This window comes from Paracidovorax oryzae ATCC 19882 (assembly GCF_000687165.1).
Lineage (GTDB): Bacteria > Pseudomonadota > Gammaproteobacteria > Burkholderiales > Burkholderiaceae_C > Paracidovorax > Paracidovorax oryzae.
Map to the genome: position 1 here is coordinate 290,817 of NZ_KK366049.1, position 12,627 is coordinate 303,443.

Consider the following 12,627-nt stretch of genomic DNA (forward strand, 5'->3'; position numbering starts at 1 on the left):
GAAAGGGGCGAAGGGGGCAGCCTGCGGTGCTCGGAGGCAAGGCGCGGCTGCGGAACTCGCTGCGCGCTGGCGCGCTCCGCTCGGACAACCGCAGCCAGTCAGATCACGAGGCAGGCGTGTCCTTCGGCACGCCTGCGCGCCTTGCCTCCTGCGCTCCTCGGCGCAGCCACGAGGGCGGGGTGCAGCATACGGGCCATTGCTTCGCTCGGCCCTTGGTGCGCGAGTGCGTTGCACCGCGCACGGCTTTTTGTGGGGCAGAGCGGTGGTGGCCTTGGCCGAGCGCAGCGACGGCCTGGGGGCCGAACAACGCGATGGCCCGAGTCACCCCTTCTGGATGCGCCTGGGGCGCGCAGGGGGTGGGGTGGCGGGCGTGCCGCAGGATACGCCCGCATCGTGAACTGACTTGCCGTGGTTGTCCGAGCGGAGCGCACGGAGTGCGCGCAGCGAGTTCCACGGCACACCCCACCCCCGAGCACCCCAGGTTGCCCCGTTCGCCCTGCGGGCGAACGGGGTCGCAGACAGCAGGGTCGCCTTTCTTTTGGGTACTTTTCTTTGGCGAAGCAAAGAAAAGTACCTCGCCCGCCGGGGCGAGACCCGGCCCCCGCCCCTAAAAAAACCCCAAAAAACATGCTCACCGTCCACAACCTCCACCAGTACTACGGCGGCTCCCACATCCTCCGCGACGTGAGCCTCGACGCCGCCCCCGGCAAGGTCACGGTCCTGCTCGGCCGCAACGGAGTCGGCAAGACCACGCTGCTCAAGAGCCTCATGGGCCTGGTGCCCATCCGCAGCGGCACCATCACCTGGGAGGGACAGCCGATCCAGGGCCGCACGCCCTACGAGCGCGCCCGCGCCGGCATCGGCTTCGTGCCGCAGGGCCGCGAGATCTTCGGCCGGCTGACGGTGGAGGAGAACCTGCGCATGGGGCTGGCCTACAAGAGCGGTTCCACGCCCGTGCCGGAGCATCTCTACACGCTGTTCCCGGTGCTGCGGCAGATGCTGGGCCGGCGCGGCGGGGACCTGTCGGGCGGGCAGCAGCAGCAACTGGCGATCGCGCGGGCGCTCGCGCCCAGCCCGCGGCTGCTGATCCTGGACGAGCCGACCGAAGGCATCCAGCCCAGCATCATCAAGGACATCGGCCGGGTGATCCGGCGCCTCGCGGACGAGGGGCTGGACGGCCATCCGGTGTCCGTGCTGCTGTGCGAGCAGTACTACGACTTCGCCGAGGAACTGGCCGACGAGTACCTCGTAATGGAGCGGGGCGAAGTGATCGCGCGCGGGCCCGGCAGCGAGATGCAGGCGCGGGGCATCCGGCAGCTGGTCGCGATCTGACGGCCGGGCCGGCGGCCTGCGCGCGTGCAGGAAGGAGCAGCGCCTGCCGCGTGTGACGCCGAAGCGACGAAGCCGCGCAGGCCCGGCCGTGGCGCGGGCAGGGGGCCGCCGTGCGGCTTGACCGCCGAGTGGCCGTCCGCCTATGCTGCCGGATGCCGGCTGCGCTCTCGGGGCACCCGGCGACGAATCCCGAAGGACCGATCCACCGAGACCCGCGCACGGCCCATTGCACCCTATGCCTGTTCCTCCCGCCCCCGGCCCCGACTCTCCTTCCGCGCCCGGCGCGCCCGTGCCCCCGGACACCGGGACCCCCTCCCTGCAGGAACGCGAGATCACGCTGCTCAAGGCCGGCGTCCGCGATTTCGCGCAGGTGGCCTCGTCGATGCCGCCGGCCCAGGCCCGCGACTGGATGGAGCGCGTGATCGATTGCCTGCAACGCCTGCTGCCTGCCTATGGCGGCGTGCTCGCCCACTGGACGGGCGAGGGCGCTGCGGTGCTGTTCCCGACGGAAGAAGGGCGGCAGGAGGGCGATGGCAAGGGCGCCGAAGGCAGCGTCCAGCGCGCTGCCATGTATGCCGTGGCGCTGCAGATGGCGCTCAAGGACCTGAACGAAGCCTTCCGCCAGGACCGGTTGCCTCCGGTGTACGTGGGCGTGGGCATCGCCTTCGGCCCGGCGCTGGTGGGCGACTTCGCGCCGTCCGGTGGCGGGCACCAGGCGCCCGTGCTGCTGGGCACGGTCGTGTCCGAGGCCTCCCAGCTGCGCGCCTTCGCACTGCGTGGACAGGTGCTGGTGAGCGAGGCGGTGTACCAGCGCTGCTGGACGATGGCGTCGGTATCGGCGCCGACGCATGTCTTCGTCAAGGGCCGTGCCGAGCCCCTGCCGCTGCGCGAGCTGGTGGCCGTGCCGGGCCGGCGGCTCAAGGTACCCCGCCAGGAATTCCGCCGCAGCCTGCGGGTGGAAGCCAACCTGCCGTGCTCGTGCCAGCTCGTGCAGGACGGCGCGGTGCTCCCCCACCTGGTGCCCTGTTCGGTGCGTGACATGGGCTACCACGGCGCGCTGCTGGAACTGGGCGAGCCGGTGCCGCTGCACGGCGAGCTGCGGCTCGCGTTCGACCTGCCGATCGCGCGCTACCAGGCGCGGGACGTGTATGCGCGCGTGGTCACCCTCAACACCACGGGCCCCCAGGTGCTGGCCGGGGTGGAGTTCACCGCCTCCAGCGCGGAGTTCGATGCCCAGGTGCGCCGCTTCGTGCAGGGGATGGTGGCCTCCGGCTGACGACACATGCAATTCGACGGTGTGATTGCGTCCTGGAACGACGCGCGGGGTTTCGGCTTCATCGAGCCGCTGCAGGGCGGTGACCCGGTGTTCGTGCACATCAAGGCCTTCCAGGGCGGTGCGCCCCGGCCCCACGCCGGCCAGCGGGTGCGCTTCGCCGTGGAGGCCGGCCCCGGCGGCCGCAAGCGGGCCTGCCGCGTCGAGCCCCTGCCGCCCGCGGCACGTGCGTCCGCTGCCCGGGCGCCCGCCACGGCGCCACGGCCGGCCCGGCCCCGCGGCCGCCAGGGAGCGCATGGCGGCTCCGCGCAATGGGGCACCGCGAGCCTGCTCGTGCTGCCGGCCTATGCCGTGTTCTGCATGGCGCTGGCGGTCTTCGGCACGATGCCCCGCTGGATTCCGGTGGCCTGCCTGGGCCTGAGTGCCTGGACCTACTTCATGTACTGGCGCGACAAGCGGGCCGCGGAGCAGGGGGCCTGGCGCACTTCCGAAAAAACCCTGCACCTGCTGGCGCTGGCCGGAGGCTGGCCCGGGGCCCTGCTGGCGCAGCAGGTGCTGCGCCACAAGTCGGCCAAGCGGTCCTTCCGCACCGTATTCTGGGCGACCGTGGTGCTCCACGCCGCGGCACTCGGCTGGCTGTGCTCGCCGCACGGGGATGGCCTGCGCGCGGCCCTGCCAGCCTGAAGCTGCCGCTGAAGCGGCCGGCGCGGGGCGCTTTCAGCCCGGGCCCGCGAGCATGTCCGCGAGCGCGCCCAGGTCCGCGCAGTGCAGGTCGTTGCCGGGCCGGGGCGAGACATCCTTCGCGCGGGCCGCGCCGAATTCGTGCGGCCTTTCCACATACGCGGTCCGCAGGCCGCAGGCCCGCGCTGCCTCCAGGTCCTCGTGGTGGGCGGCCACCATCATCACCTGCGCGGGCTCCAGGTCGAAGACGCGGGCGGCGCCCAGGTACACCGCCGGGTCGGGCTTGTAGGCGCGGAACACCTCGGCGCTCAGGATGCAGTCCCAGGGCAGGCCGGCACCCTTGGCCATGTCGGTGAGCAGGCCGATGTTGCCGTTGGAGAGCGTGGCGATGGTGCGGCGGCGCTTGAGCCGCTGCAGGCCCGCCGCGCTGTCGGGCCAGGCCGCGAGCCGGTGCCACGCTCGGTTCAGGTGCCTGCGCTCTGCCTCGGACAGGTGCTCCAGGCCGAAGCGGGGCAGCAGGCCGTCGAGGATCATCCGGTGCAGCTCGTCGATGCGCGTCCAGCCGAGTTCGCCGCTGCGCACCCGCTGCATGGCGGGCTGGTAGCCCTCGCGCCAGGCCAGGGCGAAGGCGTCGGCGTCCACCTGCGGTTGCAGCGCCTGCATCTCGCGCACGATGCTGCCGTGCCAGTCCACCACGGTGCCGAAGATGTCGAAGACCAGCAGGCGCACGTCGGGAAAGGCGTCGTTCATGGGGCTGCCCTTGGAGGAAGAAGAGGGGGAAGGGGAGGATCCTGCCGTGGTGGCGGATGCCGCGTGCCGGGCAGCATACGGCAAGGCCGCAAATCCCGCCTGCTGCAGGCGCGGGCAGGGCGTGATATGTTCTCCAGCCCTGCGGGTTAACCCTGCATCGCCTCTTCCCGCGCCCGGGCCGCTTTCCTGGCCGGCGCTGCCGCACGCCGCTTCTTCCATGACTACGCCCTCCCTGCCCCGCGACGCCGATGCCCCGGCGGCGACTCCCTCCACGGCCACCCCGCGCGACGACCGCACCCTGCTGCGCGCCGTGCTGGCGCTGGGCCTGGGCGGCTTTTCCATCGGCACGGGCGAGTTCGTCATCATGGGCCTGCTGCCCGAAGTGGCGCGGGACATCGGCGTGACCATCCCGCAGGCCGGGCACGTCATCAGCGCCTATGCGCTGGGCGTGGTGATCGGCGCGCCCGTGCTGGCCGTGCTCGCGGCGCGCTGGGGCCGGCGCGCACTGCTCATCGCGCTGATGGCCGTCTATGCGCTGGGCAATTTCGCCTCCGCGATGGCGCCGGGCTACCTGTCGCTGAACCTGCTGCGCTTCGTCACCGGCCTGCCGCACGGCACCTATTTCGGGGTGGCCGCGCTGGTGGCCGCATCGCTCGCACCGCCGGGCCGGCGCGCGAGCGCGGTGGGCCTGGTGATGCTGGGCCTGACGGGGGCCACGCTCGCGGGCGTGCCCATCGCGGCCGCGCTGGGCCAGCATTTCGGCTGGCGTGCGGCCTTCGTGTTCGTCGGGATGATCGCGGTGCTGGCGATGGCGATGGTGCGCCGGGGCGTGCCCTACATGCCGCCCGACGCGGCCGCGAGCCCCTGGCGCGAGCTCGGGGCGCTGCGGCGCAAGCAGGTCTGGCTGACCCTGGGCATCGGCGCCATCGGTTTCGGCGGCATGTTCGCGGTCTTCAGCTATATCAAGCCCACGCTCACCGAAGTGGCGGGCCTGCCCGTCGGCGGCGTACCCTTCGTGCTGGCGCTTTTCGGCGCGGGCATGGTGGCCGGCAACCTCGTGGGCGCCCGGCTGGCGGACCGCGCCCTGATGCGCACCATCGGCGGGTTGCTGGTCTGGTCGCTGGTGGTGCTGGGTGCCTTCGTGTTCGCGGCCCAGCACGTGGTGACCGCGGCGCTGGCGACCTTCCTCATCGGCACCATCGTCGCCATCGGGCCGGCGCTGCAGATCCGGCTCATGGACGTGGCCGGCGATGCGCAGACCCTGGCCGCCGCGCTCAACCATTCGGCCTTCAACTGCGCGAACGCGCTCGGCGCCTGGCTCGGCGGCGTGGCCATCACGGCCGGCCTGGGGTGGACGTCCACCGGCTGGGTGGGGGCCCTGCTCGCCGTCGCCGGCCTGGTCGTGTTCGCTGCATCGCTTTCCGCGGAGCGCAGCGCGTCCAGGCCGCCCGCTCCCTGACTCAGGCGGCCGGGGCGCTGCGGCTGCGGTGCCAGTGGCCCACGCCGTTCGCCACCAGCACGCAGCAGGCCAGCCACGTGCCTCCGGTGATCCAGCCCGCGAGCACGTCGCTCGCGTAATGCACCTGCAGCACCACCCGGCTCCAGCCGACCGTGAACACCACCGCGGCGGCGGCAAGCAGGGCGGGGAGGTGCCAGCGCGCCGGCAGCAGGCGCACCGCCAGATAGGCCAGCATGCCGTAGGCCACCATCGAACTGCTGCTGTGCCCGCTGGGGAAGCTGTAGCCTTCGGCCGCCGAGACGCCATGCGTATGCTCCGGCCGCACCCGTTCGAAGGCGTGCTTGAACCCGCGGGTGAGCAGTCCGTTGCCCGCCAGGGCCGCGGCCCAGCAGGCCGCCAGCAGGCGGTGGCGGCGCCACCAGAGCGCGATGCCCACCAGCGCGGCCACGGCGGCCAGCACCTGGGTGTCGCCCGCATGCGTCAGGCGTGCGAACAGGGTGAGGGTGGGCAGGCCCGCCCGTGCGCGCAGGGTCTCGGCCAGTGTCTCGTCCATCCGTGCCGCCCAGGCGGTGGGGACAGACCATTCGCCTGCCAGGAACCCCAGCAACTCGGCGCAGCCCCAGACCATCAGCGCTGAGGCGGCCAGCGCCACCCAGAGGCGTGCCATGGCGTGCGGCGGCGCCGGCCAGCGCCCGGCCCAGGGCGCGCAGTGCGGCGCGGCCGCCAGCGCGGCACCCCGGGCCAGCAACGTGGCCACCAGCACGAACGACAGTCCCGCACCCCAGAAGGCCAGTGGGTGCGCTCCCGCCCAGGCGGCCCAGGCCTGGGGGGCGCTCATGGCCGGCCTCCCGCGGTGCAACGGGCCGGATGGCGCGGGCCGGTGGCGGCCTGGCGTGCGTGGGCGCGCAGCATGGCGGGCGCCAGGAGCGCGGCAGGGAGGGCAGGGCGGGGTGCGGAGGGCGGGGAGTGCTGGTGCATCGGTCGGGAAAAAGCCTGTGGCGTTGCATCGGAGCCACCGATGGTGACATGCCCGGGGCCGCGCGCGCGGCCATGACCTGCCGCCGCGCCGGAGATTCCCGGAAACCGGAGATACCCGCTGTCGGCCGGCGCCGACAGCCGCTGCATCTGCCATCCGATGGGGTGCGGCGGTGCGCGGCCCGGACAATCGGGGCGGGTGCCGGGGCCGTCCGGCCGGAGCGCCCTCCCTGTCCCGCGGCCTCGTGCTGCGCCTTCCCGTCCACAGCACCATGCCACCTTCCGCCCCGACCTCCTCTCCCGCCGTGTCCGAGCCCGGACCCGTGCATCTGGTGGTGCCGCACCGGCCGGGCGCGGACCATGGCCAGTTGCGGGGCCGGCTGGAGTCCCTGGAGCCGCTGCGCCGCCATGCAGTGCAGTGGCACGTGCCGGCGGTGCGGGCCGGCATCGTGCAGGCGGCGGACGAGGCGGCGCAGGCCGCCCTGGCCTCGGGCGGCATCGTCGTGGCCTGCGGTGGCGACGGCACCATCAATGCCGTGGCGGCTGCGGCCTGGCGGCACGGCGTCCGCATGGGCGTCATCCCCGCGGGCACCTTCAATTACTTCGCACGCGAGCAGAGCCTGTCGCTCGACCTGGCCCAGGCGGCGGAAGACATACTGCAGGCGCTGCACGACGGCGACGAGCGGCCGGTGCGCGTAGGCTACGTGAACGACAGCATGTTCCTCGTGAACGCCGCTGTCGGCCTCTATCCGCGCCTGCTCGAGCAGCGGGAAATGGCGTCGCGGCGCTTCGGCCGCTCCCGCTGGGTGGCGATCGTCTCGGCCGTGTGGAGCTTCCTGCGGCCGTCCTCGGCGCGGCGCTGGCGGGTATCGCTGCGTGCCCACCGCGGCGCGGACACCCTGGTGCAGGAAGAGTTCTTCGCCTCCACGCTGTTCGTGGGCAACAACCCGCTGCAGCTGGAGCGACTGGGCATTCCCCAGGCGCGCGACGTCGCCGAGGGAGACCACCTCGCGGTGCTGCTGCTCAAGCCGCAGGGCCGGTGGGCCACGGCACGCACGGTGTGGCATGCCGCCATCGGCCACCTGGACCGCGACGATGCCGTCATCAGCCTGGCCTGCTCGGAAATGGTGGTGGAGCCCGCCAGCTGGCGCCCCGCCCAGGTCAAGGTGGCGTTCGACGGGGAGCGGGCCTGGATGCCGCCGCCGCTGCGCTTCCGCGTGGAAGACCGGCCGCTGTGGCTCGTGGCACCCACGGCGACCGCCAAGGATGAAGAGGGCGAGCGCGAAGGCGCGGGTACGCCCGCCGCCGCCGCTCCCGAACCGGTGGCGGAACCCGGCGATGCCGACGCGCCAGTGCCGGCCCCCTTGCCAGGCGTGGTGCCGGGCATGGCCGCGGCGGTGGCCTGAGGCCCCGGAACCCGGGCAGGCGGCCATGAGCGTATTGATGCACCTGTCCGATCTGCACTTCGGCGCGCACGATCCGCGTGCCTGCGCGGCGGTGCAGGCACTCGCGCGCGCGCTGCCGGTCTCCGTGGTGGTGGTGTCGGGCGATCTCACCCAGCGTGCGACGGTCCCGCAGTTCGAGGCCGCCCATGAATTCATCTCCGCGTTGCCTGCCCGCCACACGCTGGTCATGCCCGGCAACCACGACCTGCCCCTGTTCGCCTGGTGGGAGCGGCTCGGCGGCGCCTACCGGCGCTATGCCCGCTGGTGGGGCAGCGACCGGGAGCCCGTGTGCGATGCCGGCGGGTTCTTCGTGGTGGGGGTCGATACCACGCGGGCGTGGCGCCACCGCCGGGGAAGCCTCTCGCCGGAGCAGATCGACAGGGCGGCACGCAGGCTGGCCGCCGCGCCGCCCGGCCGCTGGCGCATCCTCGCCACGCACCACCCCCTGGTGGCTCGGCATCCGGGCGATGCCGACCACCGCCCCCACCGCGCGGCCGAGGCGCTGGCGCGCTGGCGGGCCGCGGGTGCCGAACTGCTGCTGTCCGGCCACGCCCATGCACCCGGCCTGGTCGAGGCGCTGCCGGGACTGCGGGCCGCGCAGGCCGGCACGGCCGTGTCGGTGCGGTTGCGGGCCCAGGCGCCCAACAGCCTGCTGACCCTGGAGGCCGGCCCTGGGTGCCGGCAGCTGACCCGCTGGGATTTCGACCAGGAAAAGGGAGAATTCGTCGCCAACCATCCTGTCAGGTGGAATCTATGACGCCGCGTACCCTCTGAGGAGGGGGGAGCATTTCCCGCCATTTGTCAAAGGCATCCAAAATGGTAAAAAACCGGTGCTACTGGGAGGACACCTATTTGGCAGCGAACCTTCGCGCGCCCTGCACCGGCAGATTCGTCCGTTGCCACCCGATCCGTGCCTTGCCTGCTGCCGCGTCGGTGCGGCGGGCTGCGCTGGCCTGCGCGCTCGCGCTGGCTGCCCTGCCGGGGGGCGCCGCACCCGCCGAGCCGGCCCCGCCTGCGTCCCCGCCGGCGCCGTCTGCCTCCGCGCCGGGCGGGGCGGGGCCCTACCGGCTGCGCATCGTCGGCAACCTCGGAGCCCTGTCGCAGTATTCCCGGCGCGAGGCGCCGTTCTGGACCAGGGACCTTCCGCGCCTGAGCGGCGGGCGCTTCACCGCCTCCATCGTCCCCTTCGACCGCGCGGGCGTGCCCGGCATCGAGATGCTGCGCCTGATCGAACTGGGCGTGGTGCCGCTGGGCACGGTGCTGATGAGCTCGCTCACCGCCCAGTACCCGCAGTACACCGCGGCCGACCTGCCGGCGCTCAATCCCACCCTGGCGGACCTGCGGGCCTCCGTGCAGGCCTTCCGGCCCTACCTGCAGGACGAGTTGCGCAGGCACCACCATTTCGAGATGCTGGCGGTGTACGTGTATCCCGCGCAGGTGCTGTTCTGCAAGAGCGCCCTGTCGGGGCTGGGCGACCTCAAGGGGCGGCGCGTGCGCGTCTCGTCCGCGGCGCAGGCAGACTTCATCGCCTCGCTGGGCGGCGTGGCCGTCTATACGGGCTTCAGCCAGATGGTGCCCAGCCTGCAGGCAGGCGACAGCGAGTGCGCCATCACCGGGACGATGTCGGGCAACACGCTCGGCCTGCACCGCATGACCCGCTACCTGCACACGCTGCCCATCACCTGGGGGCTGTCCTTCTTCGGGGCCAATGACGAGGCATGGGCTGCCATGCCCCCCGATCTGCGGGCGCTGCTGCTGCGCGAGCTGCCCAAACTGGAAGATGCCATCTGGCGCGATGCAGAGGCCGAGACGGAAGAGGGCGTGGCCTGCAACAGCGGCGCACCGGCCTGCGTGAACGGCGAGAAGGGCTCCATGGTCGTGGTGCCCCTGTCGCCCGAGGACGACGCGCGGCGCCGGCGCCTGCTTTCCGAATCCGTGCTGCCCAGCTGGCTGCGCCGCTGCGGCGATGGCTGCGCTGCCGTCTGGCGCCGCACCGTGGGCCGGGCGCGCGGCATTCCCGTGCCGGAGACTCCCTGATGGTCGCGCTGTCGGTCCGCCTGCAATGGGCCGTGTCCGCGGCGGTCGCGGCGCTCGTGCTCGGTATCGCGGGGGCCGCCGCGGGGCTGATCGTGAACGCGCGGCACGTGGCCGTGGCCGAGAGCGATACGCAGGTGGCGCGCTTCGCCGCGGGCGCCGAGGCGGCCCTGAACCGTGCGCTGCTGGGCCTGGACGTCCTGCTGGCCAGTACCGACGACATGATCGAGCTGTGGAGCGAGCGCATGCCCCGCACCGATCCGGAGTTCATCGGCAAGCTGCTGCGCAGCGCCTCACGGCAGAACATCCTCGTGCGTTCGGTCGTGCTGATCGACCCGCGGCGCAACGTGGTGGCCGCATCGGACGCCATGGGCTCGCGCATGCTCCAGGAGCTTCCGCCCGGCTTCTTCGACGAGGCGATGTCTCAGGGCATGCCCACCCTGCTGCTGAGCGCTCCGACAGTCAGCTTCGCCAGTTCCGAGCGCATCCTGTATGCGGCGCGGCCCATCCGTTCCCCGAGCGGGGAGCGCCTGCTGGCGGTGCTGCAGGTGCCCGTGAGCATGCTCGCCGCGGTGCTGGCCCAGGGGGCGGACATCCCGGGGCTGGAGGTCACCCTGGAGCGCAGCCGGGGCGAGCTGATCATCGGCACCTCCGGCCGTGGCGAGGCGCGCAGCCGGGCGCGCGTGCCCCCGCTGGGCGACGATGCCCCGGCCTTCAGCGCCTGGGACCAGCCGGCACGCCTGACCGGGGTGCTCGCCCTGGTGGTCGCCCGGCCCATCCTCTACCCGGGCCTCTGGATCACGGCGAGCCTGCCCGAGGCATCGGCGCTGGCCAGCTGGCACTCCGAGCGCAACGCCATCGCCGCGGTCGCGGCGCTGCTGATCGCCACCGCGCTGGCGGCGGGCGGCTTCGCCATGGCCTACCTGCGCCGCATCAGCCGTGCGCGCAACGATCTCGCGCGCTCCAAGGCCACGCTCGAGCAGGCCCTGGGCTCCATGGTCAGCGGCTTCGTGCTGCTGGATCCCGGCCACCGCGTGCTGCAGTGGAACCAGCGGTATGAGGAAATCTTTCCGTGGCTGCGGGCCATGATGGAAGTGGGCCTGCCGTTCCGCTCCGTGCTGGAGGCCACGTCCCGCTACTACCTGCCCGAAGCCGACGAGGCCATGCGCCGCGAGTGGGTCGAGCAGCGTCTGCTGCTGCAGCGCGAGACCCGGGGCACGCACGAGCAGATGCTGCCCAACGGCCATTTCATCCAGATCACCGAGCGCGCCACGCCCGAGGGCGGGCTCATGATCACCTACCACGACGTGACGGAAATGCGCCGGGCCAGCGCGGAGATCGAGAACCTCGCCTTCTACGATCCGCTCACCGGGCTGCCCAACCGGCGGCTGCTGCTCGACAGGCTGCACCAGGCCCTGGCCACCGCGCAGCGGTCGCACCAGTTCGGCGCGCTGCTTTTCCTGGACCTGGACCAGTTCAAGACCCTCAACGACACGCAGGGCCACGAGATGGGCGACCTGCTGCTGCAGCAGGTGGCGCTGCGATTACGGGTCTGCGCGCGCCCGGCGGACACGGTGGCCCGCCTGGGCGGCGACGAGTTCGTGGTGATGATGAGCGATCTCTCGCACGACCGGCAGGAAGCCGCATCGATCGCGCGGCGCATCGGCGAAAAGATCCTGCACGCCGTGGCCCAGCCCTACCACCTGCAGCAGCAGATGCACCAGAACACCTGCAGCGTCGGCGCCGCCATCTTCGGCGACCAGCGCCAGACCGCGGCCGACCTGCTCAAGCAGGCGGACATCGCCATGTACCAGGTCAAGGCGCGGCGCGGCAATGCGCTGTGCTTCTTCGATCCGCAGATGCAGGTCGTCATCAGCCAGCGCGCGCGGCTCGAATCCGACCTGCAGGCCGCCATCGCCGCGCAGGAGTTCGTGCTGTATTACCAGCCGCAGTTCTCCCGCGCGGGGGATGTGATCGGGGCGGAGGGGCTGCTGCGCTGGAAGCATCCCGAGCGGGGCCTGATCGCCCCGGGCGAGTTCATCGCCGTGGCCGAGGAGAGCGAACTCATCGTGCCGATCGGCCAGTGGGTGCTGCGCACGGCCTGCGCGCAGCTCGCGGCCTGGAGCGGCGACCCCCGGCTAGCGGGCCTGCACATCGCGGTGAACGTCAGCGCACGGCAGTTCCGCCATCCGGATTTCGTCGCCAGCGTGTTCGAGGCCCTGCAGCATGCGGGCGTGAAACCCCACCTGCTGGAGCTGGAGCTGACGGAATCCCTGGTGCTCGACAACGTGGACGATTCCGTCGCCAAGATGCACCTGCTGCGCACCAAGGGCGTGCGCTTCTCGGTGGACGACTTCGGCACGGGCTACTCGTCGCTGGCCTACCTGACCCGCCTGCCGCTGCACCAGCTGAAGATCGACCAGTCTTTCGTGCGCAACCTGGGCAAGCGGCCCACGGACGACGTGATCGTGCAGACCATCATCGGCATGGCCCGCAACCTCGACCTGGAGGTCATCGCCGAAGGCGTGGAAACCCAGGAGCAGCGCGATTTCCTGGACCTGCACGGCTGCGACCTCTACCAGGGCTACCTGTTCGCACGGCCCATGCCCGCCCAGGATTTCCTCATCCGCTACGGCTCGGTGGCCTCCGAACAGCCCGATTGAGCAGGGCGGAGGCAG

Annotated in this window: 10 protein-coding genes; 8 read left to right on the plus strand and 2 right to left on the minus strand. The window is 72.3% G+C overall.

Annotated features, from left to right (window positions below; translation table 11 throughout):
* Positions 1-627: 627 nt before the first annotated feature.
* The 3 genes from urtE to T336_RS0123735 all read left to right on the plus strand — a co-directional run bounded on the left by urtE (position 628) and on the right by T336_RS0123735 (position 3,289).
* Complete coding sequence (urtE, locus tag T336_RS0123725; RefSeq protein WP_013595766.1) at positions 628-1,332, plus strand: urea ABC transporter ATP-binding subunit UrtE; 705 nt, start codon at positions 628-630, stop codon at positions 1,330-1,332.
* 235 nt (positions 1,333-1,567) lie between these two features.
* Positions 1,568-2,608, plus strand: a complete 1,041-nt coding sequence (locus T336_RS0123730) for a PilZ domain-containing protein (protein WP_026434374.1) — start codon at positions 1,568-1,570, stop codon at positions 2,606-2,608.
* 6 nt (positions 2,609-2,614) lie between these two features.
* Positions 2,615-3,289 carry a DUF1294 domain-containing protein gene (locus tag T336_RS0123735; RefSeq protein WP_026434375.1) on the plus strand — a complete coding sequence of 225 codons (675 nt, stop codon included), beginning with the start codon at positions 2,615-2,617 and terminating at the stop codon, positions 3,287-3,289.
* A gap of 33 nt (positions 3,290-3,322) precedes the next feature.
* Here the strand turns inward: T336_RS0123735 and T336_RS0123740 are convergent, their stop codons facing one another.
* The gene (locus T336_RS0123740) at positions 3,323-4,036 is read right to left on the minus strand and encodes a haloacid dehalogenase type II (RefSeq protein WP_026434376.1); all 714 of its coding nucleotides are present in this window, start codon (positions 4,034-4,036) and stop codon (positions 3,323-3,325) included.
* A gap of 217 nt (positions 4,037-4,253) precedes the next feature.
* Here T336_RS0123740 and T336_RS0123745 point away from each other — a divergent pair, with 217 nt between their 5' ends.
* A complete protein-coding gene (locus T336_RS0123745) occupies positions 4,254-5,495 on the plus strand; it encodes an MFS transporter (protein WP_026434377.1) in 1,242 nt (413 codons plus the stop codon).
* A gap of 1 nt (position 5,496) precedes the next feature.
* Here T336_RS0123745 and T336_RS0123750 read toward each other — a convergent pair whose 3' ends face one another.
* Positions 5,497-6,333, minus strand: coding sequence for a phosphatase PAP2 family protein (locus T336_RS0123750; protein ID WP_026434378.1), 837 nt, complete (start codon positions 6,331-6,333; stop codon positions 5,497-5,499).
* Between the two features lie 409 nt (positions 6,334-6,742).
* Here T336_RS0123750 and T336_RS0123755 point away from each other — a divergent pair, with 409 nt between their 5' ends.
* From T336_RS0123755 to T336_RS0123770, 4 genes are read left to right on the plus strand one after another with little or no spacing between them, the layout of a single operon-like run.
* A complete protein-coding gene (locus T336_RS0123755) occupies positions 6,743-7,876 on the plus strand; it encodes a diacylglycerol/lipid kinase family protein (protein ID WP_035227156.1) in 1,134 nt (377 codons plus the stop codon).
* A 25-nt stretch (positions 7,877-7,901) separates the two neighbouring features.
* Positions 7,902-8,672: a metallophosphoesterase family protein gene (locus tag T336_RS0123760; RefSeq protein ID WP_026434380.1), complete on the plus strand. Its 771-nt coding sequence runs from the start codon at positions 7,902-7,904 to the stop codon at positions 8,670-8,672.
* A gap of 59 nt (positions 8,673-8,731) precedes the next feature.
* Positions 8,732-9,952, plus strand: coding sequence for a TRAP transporter substrate-binding protein (locus T336_RS0123765; protein WP_156957952.1), 1,221 nt, complete (start codon positions 8,732-8,734; stop codon positions 9,950-9,952).
* The gene (locus T336_RS0123770) at positions 9,952-12,612 is read left to right on the plus strand and encodes a bifunctional diguanylate cyclase/phosphodiesterase (RefSeq protein WP_026434382.1); all 2,661 of its coding nucleotides are present in this window, start codon (positions 9,952-9,954) and stop codon (positions 12,610-12,612) included. The genes T336_RS0123765 and T336_RS0123770 overlap by 1 nt, the downstream gene beginning before the upstream one ends.
* The last annotated feature ends 15 nt before the right edge of the window (positions 12,613-12,627 follow it).

What these genes read in the sequence shown, in the direction of transcription:
- urtE (WP_013595766.1), top strand. Translation starts at nt 628, where the DNA reads ATGCTCACCGTCCACAACCTCCACCAGTACTACGGCGGCTCCCACATC.
- T336_RS0123730 (WP_026434374.1), top strand. Translation starts at nt 1,568, where the DNA reads ATGCCTGTTCCTCCCGCCCCCGGCCCCGACTCTCCTTCCGCGCCCGGC.
- T336_RS0123735 (WP_026434375.1), top strand. Translation starts at nt 2,615, where the DNA reads ATGCAATTCGACGGTGTGATTGCGTCCTGGAACGACGCGCGGGGTTTC.
- T336_RS0123740 (WP_026434376.1), bottom strand. Translation starts at nt 4,036, where the DNA reads ATGAACGACGCCTTTCCCGACGTGCGCCTGCTGGTCTTCGACATCTTC.
- T336_RS0123745 (WP_026434377.1), top strand. Translation starts at nt 4,254, where the DNA reads ATGACTACGCCCTCCCTGCCCCGCGACGCCGATGCCCCGGCGGCGACT.
- T336_RS0123750 (WP_026434378.1), bottom strand. Translation starts at nt 6,333, where the DNA reads ATGAGCGCCCCCCAGGCCTGGGCCGCCTGGGCGGGAGCGCACCCACTG.
- T336_RS0123755 (WP_035227156.1), top strand. Translation starts at nt 6,743, where the DNA reads ATGCCACCTTCCGCCCCGACCTCCTCTCCCGCCGTGTCCGAGCCCGGA.
- T336_RS0123760 (WP_026434380.1), top strand. Translation starts at nt 7,902, where the DNA reads ATGAGCGTATTGATGCACCTGTCCGATCTGCACTTCGGCGCGCACGAT.
- T336_RS0123765 (WP_156957952.1), top strand. Translation starts at nt 8,732, where the DNA reads ATGGTAAAAAACCGGTGCTACTGGGAGGACACCTATTTGGCAGCGAAC.
- T336_RS0123770 (WP_026434382.1), top strand. Translation starts at nt 9,952, where the DNA reads ATGGTCGCGCTGTCGGTCCGCCTGCAATGGGCCGTGTCCGCGGCGGTC.